The organism is Nonomuraea sp. NPDC050153 (assembly GCF_044460125.1).
Classification (GTDB): Bacteria; Actinomycetota; Actinomycetes; order Streptosporangiales; family Streptosporangiaceae; genus Nonomuraea.
Genome location: NZ_JBITJQ010000008.1, coordinates 190,314 through 212,127 on the forward strand (window position 1 = coordinate 190,314; position 21,814 = coordinate 212,127).

Consider the following 21,814-nt stretch of genomic DNA (forward strand, 5'->3'; position numbering starts at 1 on the left):
GTCTGAGGGTACGTGGACGCCATGACGAACATCATCGATCGCGAAGCCGTGCGGGACCTGGTCGCCAACCGGCGGGCCCAGCTCGTGGAGGTGCTGCCGGAGAAGGAGTACGCGTGGGCGCATCTGCCCGAGGCCGTGAACGTGCCGCTCGCCGCCATGCGCGCGTCCGCCGGCGAGCTGGATCCGGGGCGTCCGGTCGTCGTCTACTGCCACGACTGGGTCTGCGACCTGAGCCCGCGGGCCGCCGCCCGGCTCGAACACCTCGGGTTCGAGGACGTGTACGACTACAGGCTGGGCAAGATGGACTGGCTTTCGGCGGACCTGCCCTACGAGGGCAAGGCCGCGCTGGTGTCGCGGAGCCTGCGCCGCGACCCCGTGCGGGCCGCCCTCGGCGACCCCCTGGACGAGATCACCGAGCGGATCATCGCCGACCCGGCCGGGCTGGCGGTGGTCGTGGACGACGACGGCGTGGTCCAGGGCGTGATCGGCTCGCGTGAGCTCAAGGGCGCCGACCTGGACGGCGTCGCCGAGCGGGTCATGCGGGTCGGCGTGCCCACGGTGCGGCCGAGCGAGGAGCTCGAACCGCTGGTCCGGCGCATGGATCGCGCCAAGGCGGACCACGTCGTCGTCACCCGGGTGGATGGGACGCTGGTGGGCCTGTTCGGGCTGGGCGACGTGCGCCCGCCCGAGACCGGGCCCGACTTCGGTTAGGACCTGTCAGGAACGGCGATCCAGCCGGAACGTCGGCTGCCCCGGCGCGCCCGGCTGCGCGTCGAGCGCCTTGTCGTCGAGGACCTGGACCACGTCCTCAGCGACGAAGACGCGTACGTCCTCCTTCTCGACGACCTGGTCACCCGCCTCCGGCGTGCTCGCCAGCGAGAGTTCGAGCGTCCCGGCCTCGTCGGGCTTCGGGGAGATGCGCAGGCCCGCGTCGGCGGGCACGTCCTCTCCGATCATCAGGTCACGGATCGCCTCGACGGCGTTGTCTGTCAAGGTCAGCACGGCTAACTCCTTCGCAGTCGCCAACCCTCCGCCTCCCCATCGACCTCCACCCCAAACCCGGTATGTCACGACACGCCGCGGGTAGCGGGCGGGCATGGGTAAGACCGACAGGGAGACTGGCAGGGCCGTTGTGGACGCGCTGCTCGACCGATACGGCCGGACGTTCGCCCGCGAGGCCGGGATCAGGCTGGCCGACCAGCCCAAGCCCCTCTACCAGCTGCTCGTCCTGGCCACGCTGCTCAGCGCGCGCATCTCGGCCGAGGTCGCCGTCGCGGCGGCCAGAGAGCTGTTCGAGGCCGGGTACGGCACGCCCAGGGCCATGCGGGAGGCAAGCTGGCAGGACCGGGTCGACGCGCTGGACCGCGGCCACTACGTCCGCTACGACGAGCGCACCTCGACGATGCTGGGCAAGGGCGCCGAACTGCTCCTCGACCGCTGGAAGGGCGATCTGCGCCGCCTGCGCGACGAGGCCGGCGGCGACGACCGCGGGATCGCGGGGCTGCTGACGGAGTTCCCGGGCATCGGCCCGACCGGGGCCGACATCTTCCTGCGCGAGGTTCAGGCCGTGTGGCCCCAGGTCGCGCCGCACCTGGACCAGCGGGTGCTGGACGGCGCGGGCAAGCTCGGGCTGCCGCGCCAGGAGCGCCGGCTGGCCGAGCTGACCCACTCCGGCGACGAGCTGGCCCGGCTGTCGGCGGCGCTCGTCCGGGCCTCCCGGAGCAGCAAGGCGGTGGACGAGGTGATCTCCGCCGCCCGCTGACCGTGGCTGCCGTGGACGGGCGCGATCACTCTGTTAGGTTCGGCTCATGGGTGAGTTTGTGAGCGTCGAGGTGGCCGACCAGATCGCCACGATCCGTCTTGACCGTCCGAAGATGAACGCCCTCAACGGGCAGGTTCAGCGGGAGATCGCCGAGGCGTCCCGCGAGGTGGACGCCGACCCGCAGGTGCAGGCCGTGATCGTCTACGGCGGCGGGAAGGTCTTCGCCGCGGGCGCCGACATCAAGGAAATGGCCGACATGTCCTATGCCGACATGGCCGCCCACTCCCGTACGCTCCAGGCCTGCTTCACCGCGGTCGCGCGGATCGGCAAGCCGGTCATCGCCGCCATCGCCGGCTATGCGCTCGGCGGCGGCTGCGAGCTCGCCCTCTGCGCCGACTTCAGGGTCGCGGGGGAGTCGGCCAAGCTGGGCCAGCCGGAGATCCTGCTCGGCATCATCCCCGGCGCGGGCGGCACCCAGCGCCTGCCCCGCCTGATCGGCCCGGCGCGGGCGAAGGACCTGATCTTCACGGGCCGCCACGTGCCCGCCGCGGAGGCCCTCGAAATGGGCCTGGTGGACCGGGTGGTGCCCGACGAGCAGGTCTACACGGCCGCCCTGGAGTGGGCCGCCACGTTCGTCGGCGGCCCCTCGGTCGCGCTCCGGGCCGCCAAGCAAGCGGTTGATCAGGGTCTGGAGGCGGACCTCGACACGGGGCTCGAGATCGAGCGGCTGCAGTTCTCCGGACTGTTCGCCACGGACGACGCCAAGACCGGTATGCGGGCGTTCGCGGAGAAGGCCAAGCCCAAGTTCACCGGCCGCTGAAAAGGGAAAGTCAAACCATTCGAACGGCTCGTCCTATCGCGTGCGGGTTTGCCAGTATGGTGGCGTTTCATGATGCGCGTCCTGGTCCCTGCGCGGCTCCGGAAGGCCGTGCGTACGTGGTTCGACTCCCGCTACATCTCCATTTCCGACCACCGTCAGGACATCAGGGACGCGCTCTGGGAGGTGCAGACGCTCCGCCGGGAGATGGCCACCCTCCAGAGCGAGGTGGAGCGGCTCAGGAACGCCCGCCCGCCCGCGAGCAGCCCCGGGATCGGGAAGGCCGACAAGGCGCGGCTCGACGACGCCCACCGGCTCGCCCAGGAGACGGCGAAGGCGCTGGACGGCGTGCTCCAGAACGAGGTCCTGGTCTGGCAGGCCATCGACGACCTCCGCGCCGGTCGCGCCTCCGGGCAGCCGGGGGAGCAGCCGTGCGCGTGACCTGGACCGGCACGAGCCTGACCTTCCGCCTCGACGCGGAGGACGAGATCACGGGCAAGGCCTCCGACGAGCATCCCATCAAGCTGGCCACCAACTCGTGCTCCATCGGCGGCGTCCCCGGCGACGCCCACCCCGACCTCTTCGCCGTCGCCGCCTGGACGGTCGTGGCGCCGTGGACCAGGAAGCGCATCTCCTTCGACCGCGCCATCTCGGCGGGCCTCGCCGACGCCCTGCACTCCGGATGGGGCGTCGAGGCCGGGCCGGTGGGGGCCGAGCCCCGCCGCCCTGGGGCCCGGCTCGCGATCTCGTACAGCGGCGGCGCGGACTCCGTGGCGGCGGCCACCGTCTATCCGCAGGCGCCGTTCGTGCATTTCCGGCGGGTGCCGCACCCGCGCGTGCCCAACCGCTGGTCCCACTACCGGTCGGACGTGCTGGCCAAGCTCGCCGCCAGGACCGGGCGCGAGCTGAGCACGGTCACCTCCGACCTCGAGTTCACCCTGGCCGAGCCCCGCCCCGGTTACCCGGAGCACCACGCGGTCGCGTCCGGCGCGCTGCTGCTGGCCGACCAGCTGGACCTCGGCGGGCTGGGCTTCGGCTACGAGCTCGGCTCGCGCTGGCTCGGCGGGGGCCGCTACCTGTGGCGCTACACGCCCGACAACCCCATGTGGTCGCCGCACGGCAGGTGGGGCCGGCTGTTCGCCGCCGCCGGCGTGCACATCGTGCTCCCCGTCGGCGGGGTGAGCGAGGCGACCACGATGCGCCTGGCCCTCGGGTCCGACCTCAAGGACCACGTGCGCTGGTGCCTGCGCGGCACCGACGGCCCGTGCCGCACGTGCGGGAAGTGCCTCTACAAGGAGCTCATCCAGGCGGCCGTCGAGCGCCGCCCCCTCGACACCCCCATCACCGCCGACCGCCCCGTCGCGCAGAAGTACCTCAAGAAGCCGCCGTACGGGGGGCAGGAGATGATCGAGTACGGTTTCGCCCGCGTACCCGGCATCGAGAAGACGCTCTTCGCCAAGGCGCTCGACTACTTCGACGTCTCGGAGGAGTCGACGGCCTGGCTGGACCACTGCTACCCGCGGGCCCTGGCCGAGATCCCGGCCCAGTGGCGCGAGGAGGCCACGGCGTTCGTCGAGAAGCACGTGGGGCTCATGACGGAGGACGAGGTCCGCCGGGTGGAGACATGGGGCGCCTGATGAGGAGTGGGAACGCGTGAAGGTTTATCTGTCCGTCGACATGGAGGGCGTGACGGGGCTGACCGACCCCGAGGAGATGCACGCCGGCAAGCGCGGCTACGAGCGCGGCTGCGAGCTGATGACCGCCGACGCGAACGCCGCCGTCGAGGGGGCCTTCGACGCCGGGGCGGCCAGTGTGCTGGTCAACGACGCGCACGGCTCCACGAAGAACCTCCGGATCGACCTGCTCGACCCGCGTGCCAGCCTCATCCGCGGTCCGGGCAAGGCGCAGCGGATGGCCCAGGGGCTCGACGGCTCGTTCCAGGCGGCGTGCTTCGTCGGGTACCACGCCCGCGCGGGCGTGCAGCACGGCGTGCTCAACCACACGTGGATGGGCAAGGAGATCCAGAACGTCTACCTCAACGGCGAGCTGTGCGGCGAGACCAGGCTCGTGGCGGCGTGCGCCGGGTTCCACGGGGTGCCGGTCGTGCTGGTGGCCGGGGACGAGGCGGTCGGCGAGGAGGCGCGCGAGGTGCTCGGCGACGTCGAGACGGTCGCGGTGAAGAAGGGGATCGACAAGTTCTCCGCCGAGTTGCTGCCGCCGAGCGTCGCCCAGGCCAGGATCCGTGAGGCGACGGCGCGGGCGCTCAACCGGTTGAGCGACTTCACGCCTTACGTGGTGGATGCTCCGTACACGCTCGGGGTGGAGTGGAACTCCACCGCCATCGCGGCGGCCGTGGCGCTGATCCCCGGTGTGAAGTCGGTGGGGTCGCGGCACATCGAGTTCACGACGGACGACTTCACGCAGGTCATGGCCCTGTTCGGCATCTTCGCCTCCATCGGCGGCCAGATAGCCTGCGGCAGCGGCCCGTACGGCTGACAGGCGCGGCGACAGGCAGGGCGGTCTTGTGGAGCAGGGAGGGGAGGCGGCGGCGTGGAGGGTGCGGCGCTGACTCGGCGGGGGTTGCTCGTCGGGATCGGGGCGGTGGGCGGCGCGGGCGCCATGTACGCCGCCATGGGCGCCCTCGGCCTGGCGCCGTCCGAGCAGGACAAGCGGTTCGTCGCGCCCAGGCCCGGCGACTTCGGCCTGAGCGGTAAGGGGGCGGCGAAGGTCGTGATCCTCGGGGCCGGGGTGGCGGGGCTGACGGCCGCGTACGAGCTGGGCAAGGCCGGGTACGACTGCACGCTCCTGGAGGCCAGGGACAAGGCGGGCGGACGGAACCTCACGTTGCGTCGCGGCGACCGGCTGTCCGAGCTGAACGGCCCCGCCCAGGACGTGAAGTTCGGCGAGGGCGTCTACTTCAACGCGGGCCCCGGCCGGATCGCCCCCTGGATGGTCACCCTCGACTACTGCCGCGAGCTGGGCATCCCCATCGAGACCTTCGTCAACAACAACGCCGCCGCCTACGTGCACACGAACGACCGGACGGTGCGGGCGCGCACTGCCCGCGCCGACATGTACGGATATATCGCAGAATTATTGGCAAAAGCGACAAATGTCGGCGCGCTGGACAAAGCCGTCAGCAAAGCCGACCAGGAAACGCTGCTCGACTTTCTCCGGAGATTCGGCGACCTGGGCCCGAAGCATGAGTACGAAGGGTCCATGCGCCGCGGTTTCACGAAATATCCGGCAATCGACATCGGCACTCCGCTGAGCGCCCCGGGCACCCTCCACCAGGTCCTCGCCGCCGGCACCGGCCGGGCCATCACCAACGACTTCGGCTACGACCAGGCCACCCCCATGTTCCAGCCCGTCGGCGGCATGGACGCCATCGTCGCCAAGCTGACGGAGGCGGTCGGCCGGGACCGGATCAGGACCGGCGCCAAGGTCACCAAGATCACCAGCTTGGCGGACGGCGTCGAGGTCGTATGGGAGGGCGGCAGCGTCAAGGCCGACTACTGCGTCGCCGCCCTGCCGCCCCACATCCTCGCCAGGATCCCGCACAACCTCGGCGCCCAGGTCGCCACCGCGCTCAGTACCCCGATCCCGGTCGCCGCCGGCAAGATCGGCCTGGAGTACGGCCGGCGCTGGTGGGAGCTGGAGGACCGCATCTACGGCGGCGTGACCGAGACCGACCTGGACATCACCCACATCTGGTACCCCTCCCACGGCTACCACTCCGAACGCGGCCTGCTCGTCGGCTACTACAACACCGAGCGGAACGCCGAGCTGTACGGAGCCCTCACCCCCGAGGACAGGAGGCGCAGGGCGCTCACCCAGGGCAAGAAGATCCACGGCGACAAGTACCGCCAGAACGTCCTGTCCAGCGTCTCCATCGCCTGGGAGCGCCAGCCGCACATCCAGGGAGGCTGGGTGCGCTGGCCCGACTTTGATTCGTCCTTCACTTTTCTGCAACGCCCCGCCGGAAGGGTTTACTTCGCGGGCGACTGGCTCACCCATCTGATCGCTTGGCAGGCGGGGGCCATGGAGTCCGCCCGCGCCGCCGTCACCCAACTGCACCAGCGAGTGCTGCAGTCCGCGTGACGCCGCACGCTGCTCCCTCGGCCACCGTAGGCTCCAAGGAGGAGCGAGTGATCGAGGAGATGGGATGACGTTGCACTGGGTGCCCGCCACCGACCGGATCGACCTGCTGGCCGACCCGGTCGCGCACGCCGTGCCGGAGCTGGAGGGCGTCGAGGTGACCGAGATCGACCCCGGGCTGGCCGACACGGCGAAGTTCTGCGAGCGGTACGGCGTGACACTCGACGAGTCGGCCAACTGCGTGGTCGTGGCGGCCAAGCGGGGCGGCGAGACGCGCTACGCCGCCTGCATGGTGCTCGCGACGATGCGCGTGGACGTGAACGGTGTGGTGCGCCGCCACCTGGAGGCCCGGAAGGCGAGCTTCGCGCCGATGGCCGACGCGGTCGAGCTGACCGGGATGGAGTACGGCGGCATCACGCCGCTGGGCCTGCCCGCCGACTGGCCGATCCTGGTGGACAAGCACGTCGCGGAGCACCCCAGAGTGGTGATCGGCAGCGGTGTGCGCAGGTCGAAACTGGCCGTGTCCGGGGCCGCGCTGGCCGGGCTGAAGGGCGCCGAGGTGCTGCCGCTGGCCGGCTGAGGGAAAACTGAAGCCGATTCGAGACCGTTGGATGGGAAACCGATGGGCCCTTTCTGGACGTTGTACGAGTGGGAATGTGGCCTCATGGTTCATCTCGTGGGCGGGGATTAAGCCGGTATGGTGCTTCATGCCATGAACGATGACCGACTAGGCCCTTACCGGCTGCTCAGGCGGCTCGGTGAAGGCGGGATGGGCGTTGTCCACCTCGCTGTCGACCCGCAGGGGCGGCAGGTGGCGGTCAAGGTCCTGCGCGGAGAGGTCGCCGGCGACGAGGTCGCCAGGCGGCGGCTTTCGCGCGAGGTCGAGACGATGCGGCGGGTCCGCAGCAAATACATCGCCGAGGTGCTCGACGCCGATGTCACCGGTCATCGGCCGTACATCGTCACCCGTTACGTCCCCGGCCGTCCGCTCGACGAGATCGTCAAGGACGACGGGCCCCTCGACCTGCCCTCGCTGGTCAAGGTCGCGCACGGGGTGGCCGCCGCGCTGTCCTCCGTGCACTCGGTGGGCGTGATCCACCGCGACCTCAAGCCGGGGAACGTGCTGATCCTCGACGGCGAGCCCGTCCTGATCGACTTCGGCATCGCCCAGGCGGTCGACGCGACGCGGCTGACGCAGACCGGCATGTTCATCGGCACGCCCGGCTACCTCGCGCCCGAGATCATCGAGGGCCAGGAGGCGGGGCCGGAGGTCGACGTTCACGCGTGGGCGGGCACGCTGCTGTTCGCCGCCACCGGTCTGCCGCCCTTCGGCAAGGGCACGCTGGAGATGATCTTCTACAACATCACCGCGGGCAGGGCCGACGTGAGCGCCGCCCCGGCGGCGTTGCAGCCGCTGCTGAAGGCCGCGTTCCAGCGCAACCCCAACAAGCGTCCCAAGGCGCCCGAGCTGGCCGAGCAGACCGCCCGGATGCTGCCGAAGACGCCGAGCGCCTCGCCCGACGAGATCTCGACCGTTCCCCGGCCGACCGAGCCCCCGCGCCCGGCCGAGTCTCCGCGCCACACCGAGCCTCCGCGCCCGGCCGAGCCCTCGCGCCACACCGAGCCCCCGCGCCCGGCCGAGCCCCCGCCGTCCGTGCAGGACAAGCCGTCGTACGACGTGTCCACGCCGCCGGTGACGCCCAAGCGGCTGCTGGAGTCCCAGGAGCAGCCGGCCCCGCTGCCGCAGGACCAGCAGTACGTCTCGCTCCTGCCCAACCAGCCGGACCCGTGGCCGACCCGCAGGGTGACGCCGGAGGAGCTGCGGCGCATCCAGCGCGAGAGCGGACCGACCCCGCCGCCCTGGCAGCCGCAGCAGCCGGTCAACAATCACGGCCACGTGGCCCCGCCGGGCGAGGGCGACGTGCCTACCCGACGGGTTCGCCCCGACTCGCCCGACTACGGGCGGATCCACACGCCGGTTCCGAACGCCCAGGTGCCGAACGCGGGTCCCGACGTGCCCGACTACGCCCGGCCCGCGCCGAACCCGGTCCGGCCGCCCCCGTACATCCCGCCGCAGTACCCGCAGCCCGACCCGATCACCAAGCGGGAGCCGTACATCCCGTCGGTCCCGCCGGGCAAGATGCTGCAGCGCTCCAAGGCGTACGGTGTGGCCGGCGCGATGCTGCTCGTCCTGATGATCGTGGCGGCCGTGATCGCGCCCGTGCTGGTCGCGGTCGTGGCGGTTCCGGCCGCGATCCTGCTGCGCGCGGCCGACCTGGCCCAGCCCCAGCTGACGGCCCGCAGGGCCGCGGGGGCCGCCGCGCTCGACGTGGTCAGGGTGTTCGCCTTCCCTCAGGCGCTGGCCAAGTCGGTGGGCATCACGCTCGCACTCGTGCTGTACGCGCTCATCCTGGGCCTGCCGGTGACGCTGCTGCTCACCGTGGTGGCCAGGATGGACCCGACCAACGCCCTGGCCTGGGGCGCCGCGGTCGCGCTGTGGACCGTCTGCGCGGGCCCCGGAGTGGAGGGTCCTGGCAAACAAATGCGCAGAACGCTCTCATCGCTCGTACCCTCGAGGGCAGCGGCGATGGTGATGGCAGGGGCTCTGGCGGTGGCCGCCGCGCTCTCGCTGATCCTCGCCGCCGGCACGTTCGGGGACGAACCTAGGGGGGCCGTATGGACTCCGCTGAACGTCAATCCAGTGGTCGAGAAGCTAGACGGGCTAAGGGGGAATCCCGGGGGATGACGCGGGGAAGGTGGCGATGAGCACCCAAGCACCAGAACGCCTCGGCCCTTACCGGTTGGTCAGGAAGATCGGCGAAGGCGGCATGGGGGTCGTCCACCTCGGTCTCGACGGCGAGGGCCGCGAGGTCGCCATCAAGGTGCTCCACCCGCACGTGGCCGCCGACCTCAAGGCGCGTGACCGGCTGACCCGCGAGGTCGAGACGATGCGGCGGGTCCGCAGCCCGCACGTCGCCGAGGTGATCGACGCCGAGCTCGTGGGCGGCCAGCCGTACGTCGTGACCCGCTTCGCCCCCGGGCGCACGCTGGAGGACACCGTCCTGGCCGACGGTCCTCTGGAGGCGCGCGAGGTCATCAGGCTCACCCAGGGGCTCTGCCAGGCGCTGGTGGCCATCCACACGGCCGATGTGATCCACCGCGACTTCAAGCCGTCCAACGTCATGCTGGTCAACGGCGAGCCGCTGGTCATCGACTTCGGCATCGCCCACCTGGTGAACGCGACCAGGCTGACCCAGACGGGCATGTTCGTCGGCACGCCGGGCTACCTGGCTCCCGAGATCATCCGCGACTCCGAGATCACCCAGGCAGCCGACGTGCACGCGCTGGCCTCGACGGTGTTCTTCGCCGCGACGGGGGCGCCGCCGTTCGGCACGGGAACGTTCGAGGCGGTCTGCTTCAACATCATGGAAGGGCGGGCGCAGATCGACAAGGCGCCCGCGTGGCTGCGCGGCTGGCTCGGCAGGGCGCTGCAGGTCGATCCCGCCTCCCGGCCCGGCGCGCACGAGCTGCTGCGGATGGCCAGGGCGCTCGACCCGGCGGTGACCACCTTCAACGAGACCTCCTTCGACGGGCCGACCGGCACCAAGCGCATGGGCGGGGGCACGCGGGTCATGGACTCGTACGCCGACCTGCTGCCGCCGGTCGAGTACGGCAAGACCGCGCCGCCCCCGCAACGTGAGGAACGGCCGCACCGGGAGGAACGGCCGCCTCCGCGCCGGGAGGAGCGGCCGTACCGGGAGGAGCGACCGCCCTCGCACCGGGAGGAGCGACCGCCGCCCTACGTGCCCGCGCCCGTCGCGGCCAGGCCGCCGATACCACGCGCCGACCAGCGGGTCGCGGGCTACCCGGCGCCGCCGCCCACGTCGCCGTCGCAGGTCAGGCCCTATACGCCGCCGCCCCAGTACACCCCGCCGTCCGAGCGGAAGAGATACCTGTTCGGCAGCCAGGTCGTGGGCCTGCTCCTGCTGGTCACGCTGGTGGCGCTGACCGTCATGATGCCGGTCATGGTCGGCGTGATCGCCGTCGCGCTCGCGCTGGTGCTGCGGCTCGGCGAATACCTGTTCGGCGACCTGGTCAAGCGGCGCCAGATGCGCGGGAACAGCTCGGCGGACCCGCTGCTGGCGGTGGTCGGCACGCCCTGGGCGCTGGTCAAGTCGGCTCTCGTGACGGCCGTGCACGTGCCGCTGGCGCTGCTGTTCGGCCTGTGCGTCTGGGGCCTGCTCCACTGGGTGGGCGGGATGGACGTCAACGAGGCGGCCTCGTTCGCGGCGGGCTCGTTCGCGGCGGGCCTGTTCGTGCTGCCGGGCGGCGGCGCGCCGCGCATGGCCGTCACCCGCACGCTCACCGGCGTGCTGCGCAGTCCCGGTGCGGCACTGGTCGCGGTCGTGCTGGTGGGCACTGCGGCGCTGTTCGCGGTGATGTTCGCGCTGGGGCAGGACCCTTCGTGGTACCCGTGGCGGGCGCCGAAGTCGGTCATCGACGAGCTGGCGAGCAGCGCCCAGCAGAGCACGATCGGCCTGATCACCGGAATGATCGACAGCCTGCTCGGCGACCTCGGGCTGGGGTTCCTGACTCCCTGGTCCTGAGTGTCCGCATGGGCTCTCGGGGGGAGAGATGAGGTATGAGCGAGCGCCTCGGCCCATATGAGCTTCTTTCCAAGCTCGGGGCGGGCGGGTTCGGCGAGGTGCATCTCGCCCTCGACGCCGAGGGCCGTACGGTCGCGGTCAAGGTGCTCCACCCTCACGTCACCGCCGACGGCGGGGCGCTGGCCCGGCTGGGGCGCGAGGTGGAGACCATGCGCCGGGTCGGCGGGCCGCACGTGGCGGAGGTGCTCGACGCCTCGCTCGAAGGCGCCCGGCCCTACCTCGTGACCCGCTACGTCCAGGGCCGCCCGCTCAGCGCCGTGCCCGTGCCCGTCGCCGACCTGCGCAGGCTGGCCGCCGGGCTGGCCGACGCGCTGCTCGCCATGCACGAGGCCGGCGTGGTCCACCGCGATCTCAAGCCGGCCAACGTGATGATGACCGAGGGCGAGCCCGTCGTCATCGACTTCGGCATCGCCAGCGCGCTCGACTCGCTGTCGGTCACGGCCTCCGGCGCCGTGGTGGGCACGCCCGGCTATCTGGCCCCCGAGGTGCTGGAGGGCAAGAGCGCGGGCATGGAGGCCGACGTGTTCTCCTTCGGGGCGACGCTGGCGTACGCGGCGACCGGGCGGCAGCCCTACGGGCAGGGGCCCGCGTCCGCGGTGGCGTACCGGGTCGTGCACCATTCGCCCGACCTGGAGGACGTCCCCGAGTGGCTGGCGCCGCTGTTACGCGAGTGCCTGTCCACCGACCCGGCCGCGCGGCCGACGGCCGCGCAGCTCTGCGCCAGGCTGGGGGTCGAGCCGGTCTCCCACGTACGCGACGTCCGGCCCCGGGCGGTGAGCCCCGCCGACGACACGGCCACGAGGGAGTGGCGGCTGGGCAAGCGGCGGCCGCGCAGGTCGGTGGAGGAGTCCAGGGCCAGGCACCGGGAGAAGGTACGCAGGCGCTGGCTGATCGGCTCGGGACTGTTCGTGTCGCTGCTGGCCGCCGCCGCCCGGGAGCCGCTGCCCGAGGTGGCGTTGTTCCTGCTGGCGACGTACGCGCTGGCGGTGGTGGCCGACGCCGGGGTGGCGCTGTTCTCGAAAGGCCTGTTCCGGCGCGGTCGCATGATCGCGGACCTGGTCAGCGTGGCGGGGGCCGTGGGGCTGTGTTTCGGGCTGGCGGCGGTGTTCAGCACGTTCACGCTGGCGCTGTTCGCGGGTACGGCACTCGTGGTGGGGATCGTGTTCCTGCTGTCAGCCTAGACCGAACAAAGTTCTGTATAGTGGGTAGCTGCGGGTTTGCAGTTAAGCTACTCATGGGTAACATAACTGGCGAAAGCTAGGGCAGACCCTCTGTCAGTGGCCTCGTGGGCACCTGGCAGTCTGGACAGCATTGCATTCGGCGCCGGCCGCAACGAGGCGGTGGCGCACGCGAACACGGGAGGTCGGCCACCGGCCATGAACATCGTCGTCTGCGTGAAGCAGGTCCCCGACACTGCGACCGAGCGCAAGCTGCGGTCCGATGACAAGACGCTCGACCGCGACGCCGTCGACGGCGTGGTCAACGAGCTTGACGAGTACGCGGTCGAGGAGGCGCTGCGGCTCAAGGAGGCCCACGGTGGTGAGGTGACCGTGCTCACCATGGGCCCCGGCAAGGCCACCGAGACCATCCGCAAGGCGCTGGCCATGGGCGCCGACAAGGCCGTCCACCTCAGCGACGACGCGCTGCACGGCTCGGACGCGCTGTCCACCTCGTACGCGATGGCGCAGGTGCTCAAGAAGATCGGGTTCGACCTGGTCATCCTGGGCTCCGAGTCCACCGACGCGCGCACCGGCGTGCTCGCCGCGATGCTGGCCGAGCGCCTGGGCACCCCGCAGCTCACGCTGGCCAACAAGGTCGACGTCGAGGGCTCCTCGATCGCGATCCAGCGCATCACCGACTACGGCTTCGACAAGGTCGAGGCCACGCTGCCGGCCGTCGTCTCCGTCGTCGAGAAGATCAACGAGCCGCGCTACCCGTCGTTCAAGGGCATCATGGCCGCGAAGAAGAAGCCGGTCGAGACGCTGGCCATCGGCGACGCCTCCATCGACGCCGCCCAGGTGGGCCTGGCCGCCGCGTGGTCCTCGGTCGTCGACTTCGCCGCCGCCCCGCCGCGCGCGGCCGGCACGATCGTCAAGGACGAGGGCGACGGTGGCGCGAAGGCCGCCGACTACCTCGCGTCCAAGAAGTTCATCTGAGAACGGGAGTTTTGCTGAAATGTCGGAGATTCTCGTTCTCGTCGAGCAGGTCGAAGGCGAGGTCAAGAAGGTCACGCTGGAGCTGCTGACCCTGGCCCGCTCGCTCGGCACCCCCTCCGCCGTCTGGGCGGGCCCCGGCCTCACCGCCGAGGCCAAGGCCAGGCTCGCCGAGTACGGCGCTGACAAGATCTACGTGGCCCCTTCGAGTGACATCGTCGAGTACGTGGTCGCGCCCAAGGCCGAGCTGCTCGCCCAGCTCGTCGCCGCCAAGTCCCCGGCCGCCGTGCTCGTGGCCGCCACCTCCGAGGGCAAGGAGGTCGCCGGGCGCCTGGCCGTCAAGACCGACTCCGGCGTCATCACCGACGCCGTGGGCCTGGGCGAGGGCTTCGTGGCCGACCAGTCCATCTTCGGCGGCGGCGTCAACGTGCAGTCCAAGGTGAGCAAGGGCACGCCGATCGTCGCCGTACGCCCCAACTCGACCGCCCCCGAGGCTTCCCCCGCCGCCGGCGCCGAGGAGGAGGTGCCGGTCACCCTGTCCGACGCCGCCAAGGCGGCCCGCATCGTCGAGCGGGTCAAGCAGGAGAAGGGCGCCCGCCCGGAGCTGACCGAGGCCGCGATCGTGGTCTCCGGCGGCCGCGGCGTCGGGTCCGCCGAGAACTTCTCGATCATCGAGGGCCTGGCCGACTCGCTCGGCGCCGCCGTCGGCGCCTCCCGCGCCGCCACGGACGCCGGCTGGTACCCGCACCAGTTCCAGGTGGGTCAGACCGGTAAGACGGTGTCGCCGCAGCTCTACATCGCGGCGGGCATCTCGGGCGCCATCCAGCACCGGGCCGGCATGCAGACGGCCAAGACGATCGTCGCGATCAACAAGGACCCGGAGGCCCCGATCTTCGAGCTGGCCGACTACGGCGTGGTGGGCGACCTCCACCAGGTCGTGCCACAGCTCACCGAGGAGATCAACAAGCGCAAGTAGGCGCCGGGGGGAAGGCATGGTCTTCGCTTGATAGCGCTTCGCGCTGGGGAGCTCAGGCTGTGACATTGGGGGGCGCGGCCCCCCAAACCCCCGGCTTCAAAGGCTCGGGCCTCGCGGTGGGGGCGCTTCGCGCTTGGGGGCTCGGGCTGTGACATTGGGGGGCGCGCCCCCCAAACCCCCTGAGTGACTCGAACGCGTCGTCGGGCAGGCCCGACCAGAGCTGGGCGCGCGCCAGCTCGATGTAGAAGCCGCTGCGCCGCTCGGCGGGCAGTTCCGGCGGCGGCGCCCACTCCCGGGCTACTTCAAGGGCGCTGTGCACATGCTCGCTGCCGAGGCTGACCGCGACGGACACCTCGTGGATGCGGACCGAGGACGGTCCAAACGCGGTGCCGCCGTACACCGCCTCCGGCACCTGGTCGCCAAGGCGGCGGGCCTCGGCGAGATGCGTGTGGGCCGAGTCGACGTCGCCGGCCCGGCCCGCGATGACCGCGGCCCGCATGTGGAGGGCGCCTCGCGCGGCTATGGAGGCCGTGCTGCCGGGCGAAGCCGCGGAGTCGAGCGCGACCTCCAGGGCGCGCAGGCCGTGCTCGTGCGCGCGAGCAGCGAAGAACGTCTCCGTGCGGACATACGCGACCACGCTGTCCAGGAGGCTGTCATCGGCCTGCCTCGCTGCCCAGCGCATCAGGTCGATGAGTCGAGCGCTCAGATCGTGGGCGCCGAATTTGTAGGCGACGGCATCGGCTGACCGGCAGGCGGAGGCGACGAGCCGGGCCACGTCAGGCTGATGCCGGGGCGGAGCGGCCTGCAGCGCGCGGAACAGCTCGGCGAGCAAACTGGGCGCGTGACGGGTGATCTGTACGTATTGGGCGGCGAGCCGCCAGGTCACCGCCTCGGCGACGGCGCCCTGAAGCAGTGGCAGCGCACGTACGGGAGCATCGTCAGGCACGTCGTAGGCCGCGATTGCGGCCGACAGCGCGGGGATCGCGGCCTTGATGCGGGAGCTCGCTTGCGCCCGATCGGCCAGCAGTAGCGACGGGTCGATGCCGAGCGCGGCCGCGATCGACTCCACGACCCCGTCGCTTGCCCCACGTGCTCCGCGTTCGATTTTCCGTAGCGTCCCGACATGGATGTCGGCAGCGTCGGCCAGCTGTTGCTGCGTGAGTCGGGTGACGCTCCGGTGGTAGGCGATGCGCCGGCCTATCCCGCCGTGGGGGGCTGAAGACATTAGGGCTCCAGTGCGAGGCTCTTCTCGGACTGTAGTCGCCTCGTGACAGGTCTGCCCAGGCTTACGTGACGATCGCCGCCAGCTCGGAAAGCGTGCTGATCCGCCAGTCGGCCGCTGCGGCGGCAGGGGTGTCCGCCCACAGATGACCCCACGGGCCGCGGCGAATGTGTGCGGCTCGCAGGCCCGTGGCCTTGGCCGGTCCGACGTCGTTGGCCGGGTGATCGCCCACGTACACGATGCGATCCGGCGGGGTCCCGGCGAACTCGACCAGCCGGTTGAAGAAGCGCGGGTCAGGTTTGGCGACGCTCCACTCACCAGACGTGGCAATCGCATCGACCGGAAGATCAAGCGCGCGCAGCAGACGGGCAGCTCGCGCCGTCTGGTTTCCCGCGATCACGAGGCGGTGGCCGGCCGCCCGGAGCGCGATCAGGGCAGGGCGGACGTCGGGATAGATGTCGTCTTCTTCGATGCGCTCGCCGCGTCCGGCGGCCTCGCGCGCCTCGTACTCGGCATCGAGGTCGATGCCGGGGCGGAGGAGGCGTAGGGCGTCGGCGTTGTCCCGGCCTTGGGCGACGACGGCGCCGACGAGGGCGGACAGGGTGTGGTGGGGGATGTCGAGCCAGTCGGCCCACGCCGCCCAGTATCGGTCGTCGCGGATGATGGTCTCTCCGACGTCGAAGGCGAAGGTCAGCACACGCTGAGCTTACGAGGCGCTCATCAAGGGCAGAGACCGCACGGCCGAACGCGACGCCTGGGGCGTGTCCTGCGGATCTTGGTGTCGTTCCTTGAGGGTTCAGGAGTTGGACTGCCATTGGGTGAATATCGCTCGATCGCCGTCCTCAACCCGGAAGGTGATCTGCTTACCGAGTTCGTGTGGGGTCCAGCCGTGATCCAGCGCATTGCGGACGATCTCTGCCACCAACCCGGGCGTGATGATCGTGCCGTGTTCCACCCACGTGACCATCCGCTGGCCAGACCCTTCGGCCTGCTCAACTACAATCGCTAGGCCTGGCTCGTCATCTGGGGCGACAACCCAGCGAAAGCTTGCGCCATCTACGACGATGGTCCTTGTTCCCTTCCTCGCCAGAGCCATGCGATCGATAATGCCACTGCGCCGATCGCTCCGAGCGATTCACTCGACGATGCGCTGTTCGCATGATCATGTGACCGGATCGCGCAGCCAGATTCGAATCGAGGCGACATCGACGGTGCCTCGATAGATGCGCTCGCGCTTGTCGGTCCTCAGGGCCACCGCCCGGTAGCCCTTGAGCTTGTTCACACACCGCTCCGCGGTATTGCGCTCCTTGTGTCGTTCGGTGTCAAACGCGGGTGGTCGCCCACCCCTGCGACCTTGCTTGAGCCGGTTGGCTCGCTGGTCTTTCTTGATCGGGATGACCGCCTGGATGCCGCGCCGACGCAGATACGCGCGGTTGGCGCGGGAGGAGTACGCCTTATCATCCAGCACCCGAGCGGGACGCTTCCGAGGGCGGCCCAGGCCGCGGCGTTGGATGCGCACACCTTCCAGCACGCGTCGGAAGTACGGGCTGTCGCCTTCGCCGTTTCGCCGGCCGATTACGTTCGTGAGGGCCATGTGAAGAGGGAGAAACCGTTCACGCTCGTGGTCAGAAGCCTAGAGTTGCAGCGTGAGTGCCCAGGAACTACGCAACAACACCGCTGAGGTGCTGCGGTAGGCCGTGATTGCGGCCGACAGCGCGGGATCGCGGCCTTGATGCGGGAACTCGCTTGCGCCCGATCGGCCGGCAGCAGCGACGGGTCGATGCCGAGAGCGGCCGCGATCGACTCCATGACGCCATCGTTTGCCCCCACGTGCTCCGCGCCCGACATGGATGGCGGCCAACTGCTGCGTAAGGAGGGTGACGCTCCGGGGCAGGCGATGCGCCGACCTAATCCCGCCGTGGGGGCTGAAGGCATTGCGGCCTCATGGCAGGTCTGCCCAGAGTGACGTGACGATCCCTTGGCCGGGTTGGGGGCATTTCTACCTTTTGTCGAGCAGGCGCTCAGGAACGCTGACGCAAGGGAACCGTCGCGGGACGCGGAGGAATTATCGCTGGTCGGATAGGCATTGTCGTCGGGAGAGGGCCAGCCTGCGTCGTTCTCGGTCGATTTCGGTGACGACGACCGTGAGCTCATCGCCGACTTGGACGACATCTGACGGAGTCTCCACGGGCGTCCAGGCGAGCTCTCGCAGGTGGACCAGTCCCACGATTCCGTCGGCGATCTGGACGAAGACGCCGAACGGGATCAGCTGGGTAACCCGTCCGTGCAGCTTCTGCCCCACAACGATGCCGTCGGCGAGTGCCTGGAAAGGATCCGGCTGAGTCGCCCGCAAGGACAATCTGGCTTCCAGATTCCATGTGTCGAACTGGAGGAACTCGCATGAGACGCGCTGTCCGACCTGCACGACGTCGGAGGCCGCTTCGAAGTGCCGCCAGGACAGTTCGGGAATGGTGATGAATCCGACACCGGGGAAGACCGGGTGGTCGGGGCCGTCGTCCAACGCCACGAACACGCCGAACCGTTCGATCGCTGTGACGGTGCCGGAAAGGATTTCGCCGTAGTGCAGTGATTCCAGGAACGCCCAGAGTTCCGGGTTCTTAGACGGCCCGCCCATCATGCTCCCAGCCTTTCACGAGGAGCTGCGCCTGAGCGGCGCGTCAGAGGACTACTTCTCGTGCAGGCTCTCGATTTCGGCGGCCAGCACGGCCATGTCGCGCACGTGCGTGTAGTACTTGGTCGCGTACTCGTCGTCGATCGCCGGGAGAACCTTCTCGAACACCGACGTCAGCCGCGTCAGGCCTGCACGGCGCTGTTCGCTGAGCGGACCTTTGAGGACGCTTGAGGCGTAGCCGGCGGCGTCCGCGTCGAGCATCACCATGTCCTGGTCCTCGATGTCCAGGCCGCGGAAGCTGGGTGGGAACGGCATGGCCATGTGCTCGGCCATCATCCGCGAGAGCGCGTCGAGCTTCTCTTCGAACATGCGGGAGATCCTGCCAGTCCCCAAGTGCGGCTCGCGTCATTGGATCGGACGTCCCGGCACCCAAACGTGTGCCCCAACCCGGTGAAGGGATGTCGTCTTCTTCGATCGGTGTCATGCCGCATTCCTCGCGGACCGTGCGCGTCAGATGGGGGGCCCACCGGAACGCCGTCCAACTCGGGGATCGGCGGGCGTAGGCTCTCCCGGATCACCGCCGCGAACGCCTGGATGTGGCGGATCGCCGCATCCAGCTCGATCTCGGACTCGGCAACACCCAGAGCACCTTGGATGTTGGCTCAATCAAACAGGCAGGAATTGGCTCTCTCACCGGAGCCGCTTCGTCAACTAGGGTCGTGCCGCCCAGAACGATCCACTGCCAGGAGCGGTAACGATGTCCTACCCGCCGTCGCGATACGTGAAGGATCACGGGATCGCCAGCGCAACCTACCGGTCGGCCAACGTGCCACCGGACCTCACGATCGGAGTCAAGTCCCGGGTCGGCTATCTGGCGACCGGGGCGAGCACCGATGGCCAATTCGGCCTCTACCGCTGGGACATGGCCGCGATCCCGAACGGCCCCGGCGCCCATTTTCACAGGACCATTTCCGAGTCGTTCTTCGTCCTGGAGGGCACCGTCTCGCTGTACAACGGCGAGCGATGGCTGGACGCGACACCGGGCGACTTCCTGTACGTGCCGCCAGGCGGGGTCCACGCCTTCAGCAACAACTCCGATGCGCCTGCTTCCATGCTGGTGCTGTTCACCCCGGGAGCGCCCCGGGAGGCGTACTTCCAGGAGCTGGCCGAAATCGTCGCGTCCGGCCGCCGGCTCACCGACGAGGAATGGACCGAGCTGTATGCCAAGCACGACCAGTACGTCGCACCGTGAACACACGTGACTCCGGCAAGCGCCGCACGTGGCGGGCCGGGGCCCGGCCACCTGCCACAGCGCGGCGGGCGGGCGTCAGCTCGGGTCGGCGGCCGGGAGGCGGACCCGGAAGGCCGCGCCCCTGCCCGGCGAGGAGCGGACCTCCACCCGGCCCCCGTGGGCCGTGACGATGGAGCGGACGATCGCCAGGCCGAGCCCCGCACCCCCCGTCGCCCGGGTACGGGAGCCGTCCGCCCGGTAGAACCGGTCGAACACCCTGGCCGCCTCCTCGGCATCGAGTCCCGGCCCCTCGTCCTCGATCACGAGCACCGCCTCCGCCCCCTCCGTTCCGACGCCGATCCGTACCGGCGTGCTCGGCGGAGTGTGGGTGATGGCGTTGCCGACGAGGTTGCTGACCACCTGCCGCAGGCGGGCCTCGTCCCCCAGCACGGGCGCGGACGCCGCCGGGCCGCCGGAAGGGCCGGTGAAGGTGACGGGCCTGGACGGGGCGAGCGCGGCGAAGTCGTGGCGGGCGTCGGCGGCCAGCGTCCGCAGGTCCATGGGGGTGAGGTCGAGCCCCGGCCCGTCGCTCTCGTCGAGACCGGCGAGCAGCAGCAGATCCTCCACCAGCCGGGCCAGGCGGCCCGACTCGCTCTCGATGCGGGCCAGCGCGGGCCCCGCCTCGGTGCCGCCCATGCGGTACAGCTCCGAGAAGCCCTTGATGCCGAACAGCGGGGTGCGCAACTCGTGGCTGACGTCCGCCACGAACGTGCGCATCCTGGCCTCCGACTCCACCTTCGCCGCGACGCCCTGCTCGATCTGGGCCAGCATCTTGTTCAGCGAACGGGCCAGCCTGCCCACCTCGGTGGACCGGCCGGCCGGTTCGGGCACGCGCCTGGTCAGGTCGCCGTCGGCGATGGCCGCCGCCGTCTCCTCCACCCGGCGCAGCGGCGACAGCCCGGCCCTGATGGCGACCCCGCCCACGAGCGCGAGCACGCCGAGCAGGACGGCGCCGGTGAGCAGGCAGGCCACCCGGAGGCGGTCGATCGTGGACCGCATCTCGTCGAGCGAGACCGCCGCCACCACCGCGGTGTGTTCGGCCGGGCCGAGGCTTGTGCCGCCGGAGCCGAGGCCGTTCGTGCCGGCGCGGGGCAGCGCCACCGCTCGCCATTCCTCGCCGTTCGTGCCGCTCACCGTGAACGGCTGCCCGGCGCGGGCCGCCACCGCGGCGCTGTCGAGCCGGGGCAGCGCGGGCCCGGCGAGGTCGCCCAGTTCGCGCAGAACGGACCCGTCGGCCGCGAGGTAGGCCACGAACCCCTTCTCCACCAGATCGAACTGCCCGGCCGGGATCGGGGCGCGCGACAGCTTGACGACCAGGTCCGGCGGGATGGCGGACGCCGCCTTGCCCATCGGCTCCAGCTGGGCGTCGACGCGGGTCATGAGCTGGGCCTCCAGCTGGCGCAGCACCACCGAGCTGATCACCACCAGGCCGACCGCCAGCAGCGCGACCGCGATGGCCAGCAGCCGGGCGGCGAGCGACAGCCGGCCGATCATGGCGTGGGCCTGCGCAGGACGTAGCCGACGCCGTGCACGGTGTGGATCAGCTTGGGCTCGCCGGTGTCGAGCTTGCGCCGCAGGTAGCTCACGTACGTGTCCACGATGCTCGTGTCGCCGGCGAAGTCGTAGCGCCACACGTGCTCCAGGATCTGGGACTTGGGCAGCACCCGCCCGGCGTTGAGCACCAGGTGGAGCAGGAGCCGGAACTCCGTGGGCGACAGCCGTACCGGACGTCCCGCCCTGCTGACCTGGTGGCCGTCGGGATCGACTTCGAGGTCCCCGACCACCAGCGTGGACTCGTCGGGGGTCGCGCCCGTGCGGCGGAGGATGGCCCTGATGCGGGCCAGCAGCTCCTCCAGGTCGAACGGCTTGGTCACGTAGTCGTCGCCGCCCAGCCGCAGCCCGTTGATCTTGTCGGCCGTGGCGTCCCGCGCCGTGAGGAACAGCACCGGCACCGGACCGGGCCGCCCGCCGCCCCTGGGCAGGCTCCGCAGCCGACGGATCACCTCGAACCCATCGAGATCGGGCAGCATGACATCGAGGAGGACCAGGTCCGGCGGGTCGCGCCTGGCCGACTCCAGCGCCTGCGCGCCGTTCTCCGCCGAGCTCACCGTGAAGCCGGCGAACCTCAGCGTCGCGGAGAGCAGCTCCTTGACGGTGGGCTCGTCGTCGACCACGAGCAGCCGTTCTCCCACGAGA

At 70.6% G+C, this 21,814-nt stretch carries 23 protein-coding genes; 14 read left to right on the plus strand and 9 right to left on the minus strand.

Annotated elements, in window-relative coordinates; all coding sequences use genetic code 11:
* Nucleotides 1-21 precede the first annotated feature (21 nt).
* On the plus strand, nt 22-711 hold the full coding sequence (locus tag ACIBQ1_RS22110) for a rhodanese-like domain-containing protein (protein ID WP_397280060.1): 690 nt from the start codon (nt 22-24) through the stop codon (nt 709-711).
* A gap of 6 nt (nt 712-717) precedes the next feature.
* Here the strand turns inward: ACIBQ1_RS22110 and ACIBQ1_RS22115 are convergent, their stop codons facing one another.
* Nucleotides 718-1,002: a HesB/IscA family protein gene (locus ACIBQ1_RS22115; protein WP_397280062.1), complete on the minus strand. Its 285-nt coding sequence runs from the start codon at nt 1,000-1,002 to the stop codon at nt 718-720.
* Between the two features lie 94 nt (nt 1,003-1,096).
* Between ACIBQ1_RS22115 and ACIBQ1_RS22120 the strand changes: the two genes are divergently transcribed.
* The 12 genes from ACIBQ1_RS22120 (at nt 1,097) to ACIBQ1_RS22175 (ending at nt 14,473) form a co-directional block, all read left to right on the plus strand.
* Nucleotides 1,097-1,762, plus strand: a complete 666-nt coding sequence (locus tag ACIBQ1_RS22120) for an endonuclease (RefSeq protein WP_397280064.1) — start codon at nt 1,097-1,099, stop codon at nt 1,760-1,762.
* Between the two features lie 46 nt (nt 1,763-1,808).
* Nucleotides 1,809-2,582, plus strand: coding sequence for an enoyl-CoA hydratase/isomerase family protein (locus tag ACIBQ1_RS22125; RefSeq protein ID WP_397280065.1), 774 nt, complete (start codon nt 1,809-1,811; stop codon nt 2,580-2,582).
* A 69-nt stretch (nt 2,583-2,651) separates the two neighbouring features.
* Nucleotides 2,652-3,020, plus strand: a complete 369-nt coding sequence (locus tag ACIBQ1_RS22130; RefSeq protein ID WP_397280067.1) for a hypothetical protein — start codon at nt 2,652-2,654, stop codon at nt 3,018-3,020.
* The gene (locus ACIBQ1_RS22135) at nt 3,011-4,216 is read left to right on the plus strand and encodes a DUF6395 domain-containing protein (RefSeq protein ID WP_397280068.1); all 1,206 of its coding nucleotides are present in this window, start codon (nt 3,011-3,013) and stop codon (nt 4,214-4,216) included. Before ACIBQ1_RS22130 ends, ACIBQ1_RS22135 begins: the two co-directional genes overlap by 10 nt.
* 16 nt (nt 4,217-4,232) lie before the next feature.
* Nucleotides 4,233-5,075, plus strand: coding sequence for a M55 family metallopeptidase (locus ACIBQ1_RS22140; RefSeq protein WP_397280069.1), 843 nt, complete (start codon nt 4,233-4,235; stop codon nt 5,073-5,075).
* Between the two features lie 54 nt (nt 5,076-5,129).
* A complete protein-coding gene (locus ACIBQ1_RS22145; RefSeq protein WP_397280071.1) occupies nt 5,130-6,680 on the plus strand; it encodes a flavin monoamine oxidase family protein in 1,551 nt (516 codons plus the stop codon).
* 64 nt (nt 6,681-6,744) lie between these two features.
* Nucleotides 6,745-7,257 (plus strand): YbaK/EbsC family protein, encoded by a 513-nt coding sequence (locus ACIBQ1_RS22150; RefSeq protein WP_397280073.1) that lies wholly within the window; start codon nt 6,745-6,747, stop codon nt 7,255-7,257.
* Between the two features lie 132 nt (nt 7,258-7,389).
* The gene (locus ACIBQ1_RS22155; protein WP_397280075.1) at nt 7,390-9,423 is read left to right on the plus strand and encodes a protein kinase; all 2,034 of its coding nucleotides are present in this window, start codon (nt 7,390-7,392) and stop codon (nt 9,421-9,423) included.
* 16 nt (nt 9,424-9,439) lie between these two features.
* On the plus strand, nt 9,440-11,284 hold the full coding sequence (locus ACIBQ1_RS22160) for a serine/threonine-protein kinase (protein ID WP_397280076.1): 1,845 nt from the start codon (nt 9,440-9,442) through the stop codon (nt 11,282-11,284).
* Nucleotides 11,285-11,319: 35 nt separating this feature from the next.
* A complete protein-coding gene (locus tag ACIBQ1_RS22165; RefSeq protein WP_397280078.1) occupies nt 11,320-12,525 on the plus strand; it encodes a serine/threonine-protein kinase in 1,206 nt (401 codons plus the stop codon).
* A 195-nt stretch (nt 12,526-12,720) separates the two neighbouring features.
* Entirely contained in the window at nt 12,721-13,500 is a 780-nt protein-coding gene (locus tag ACIBQ1_RS22170) for an electron transfer flavoprotein subunit beta/FixA family protein (RefSeq protein ID WP_319713589.1), read from the plus strand.
* Between the two features lie 19 nt (nt 13,501-13,519).
* Nucleotides 13,520-14,473, plus strand: coding sequence for an electron transfer flavoprotein subunit alpha/FixB family protein (locus ACIBQ1_RS22175; protein WP_397280080.1), 954 nt, complete (start codon nt 13,520-13,522; stop codon nt 14,471-14,473).
* Nucleotides 14,474-14,525: 52 nt separating this feature from the next.
* Here the strand turns inward: ACIBQ1_RS22175 and ACIBQ1_RS22180 are convergent, their stop codons facing one another.
* The 6 genes from ACIBQ1_RS22180 to ACIBQ1_RS22205 form a co-directional block, all read right to left on the minus strand.
* Nucleotides 14,526-15,698, minus strand: a complete 1,173-nt coding sequence (locus ACIBQ1_RS22180) for a helix-turn-helix domain-containing protein (protein ID WP_397280081.1) — start codon at nt 15,696-15,698, stop codon at nt 14,526-14,528.
* Between the two features lie 61 nt (nt 15,699-15,759).
* Nucleotides 15,760-16,392: an HAD family hydrolase gene (locus tag ACIBQ1_RS22185; protein WP_397280082.1), complete on the minus strand. Its 633-nt coding sequence runs from the start codon at nt 16,390-16,392 to the stop codon at nt 15,760-15,762.
* Between the two features lie 99 nt (nt 16,393-16,491).
* Entirely contained in the window at nt 16,492-16,791 is a 300-nt protein-coding gene (locus tag ACIBQ1_RS22190; RefSeq protein ID WP_397280083.1) for a hypothetical protein, read from the minus strand.
* Nucleotides 16,792-16,857: 66 nt separating this feature from the next.
* Nucleotides 16,858-17,289 (minus strand): transposase, encoded by a 432-nt coding sequence (locus ACIBQ1_RS22195; protein WP_397280085.1) that lies wholly within the window; start codon nt 17,287-17,289, stop codon nt 16,858-16,860.
* 471 nt (nt 17,290-17,760) lie between these two features.
* Nucleotides 17,761-18,333 (minus strand): S1 RNA-binding domain-containing protein, encoded by a 573-nt coding sequence (locus ACIBQ1_RS22200; protein ID WP_397280087.1) that lies wholly within the window; start codon nt 18,331-18,333, stop codon nt 17,761-17,763.
* Between the two features lie 48 nt (nt 18,334-18,381).
* Nucleotides 18,382-18,696: a hypothetical protein gene (locus tag ACIBQ1_RS22205; protein WP_397280088.1), complete on the minus strand. Its 315-nt coding sequence runs from the start codon at nt 18,694-18,696 to the stop codon at nt 18,382-18,384.
* Between the two features lie 388 nt (nt 18,697-19,084).
* On the opposite strand from ACIBQ1_RS22205, the gene ACIBQ1_RS22210 reads away from it, so the two are divergent.
* On the plus strand, nt 19,085-19,579 hold the full coding sequence (locus ACIBQ1_RS22210) for a cupin domain-containing protein (RefSeq protein ID WP_397280090.1): 495 nt from the start codon (nt 19,085-19,087) through the stop codon (nt 19,577-19,579).
* Between the two features lie 75 nt (nt 19,580-19,654).
* Here the strand turns inward: ACIBQ1_RS22210 and ACIBQ1_RS22215 are convergent, their stop codons facing one another.
* Together ACIBQ1_RS22215 and ACIBQ1_RS22220 are read right to left on the minus strand one after the other, a co-directional pair.
* Nucleotides 19,655-21,112 (minus strand): ATP-binding protein, encoded by a 1,458-nt coding sequence (locus ACIBQ1_RS22215; RefSeq protein WP_397280092.1) that lies wholly within the window; start codon nt 21,110-21,112, stop codon nt 19,655-19,657.
* Nucleotides 21,109-21,810, minus strand: coding sequence for a response regulator transcription factor (locus ACIBQ1_RS22220; RefSeq protein ID WP_397280094.1), 702 nt, complete (start codon nt 21,808-21,810; stop codon nt 21,109-21,111). Before ACIBQ1_RS22220 ends, ACIBQ1_RS22215 begins: the two co-directional genes overlap by 4 nt.
* Nucleotides 21,811-21,814: the final 4 nt, after the last annotated feature.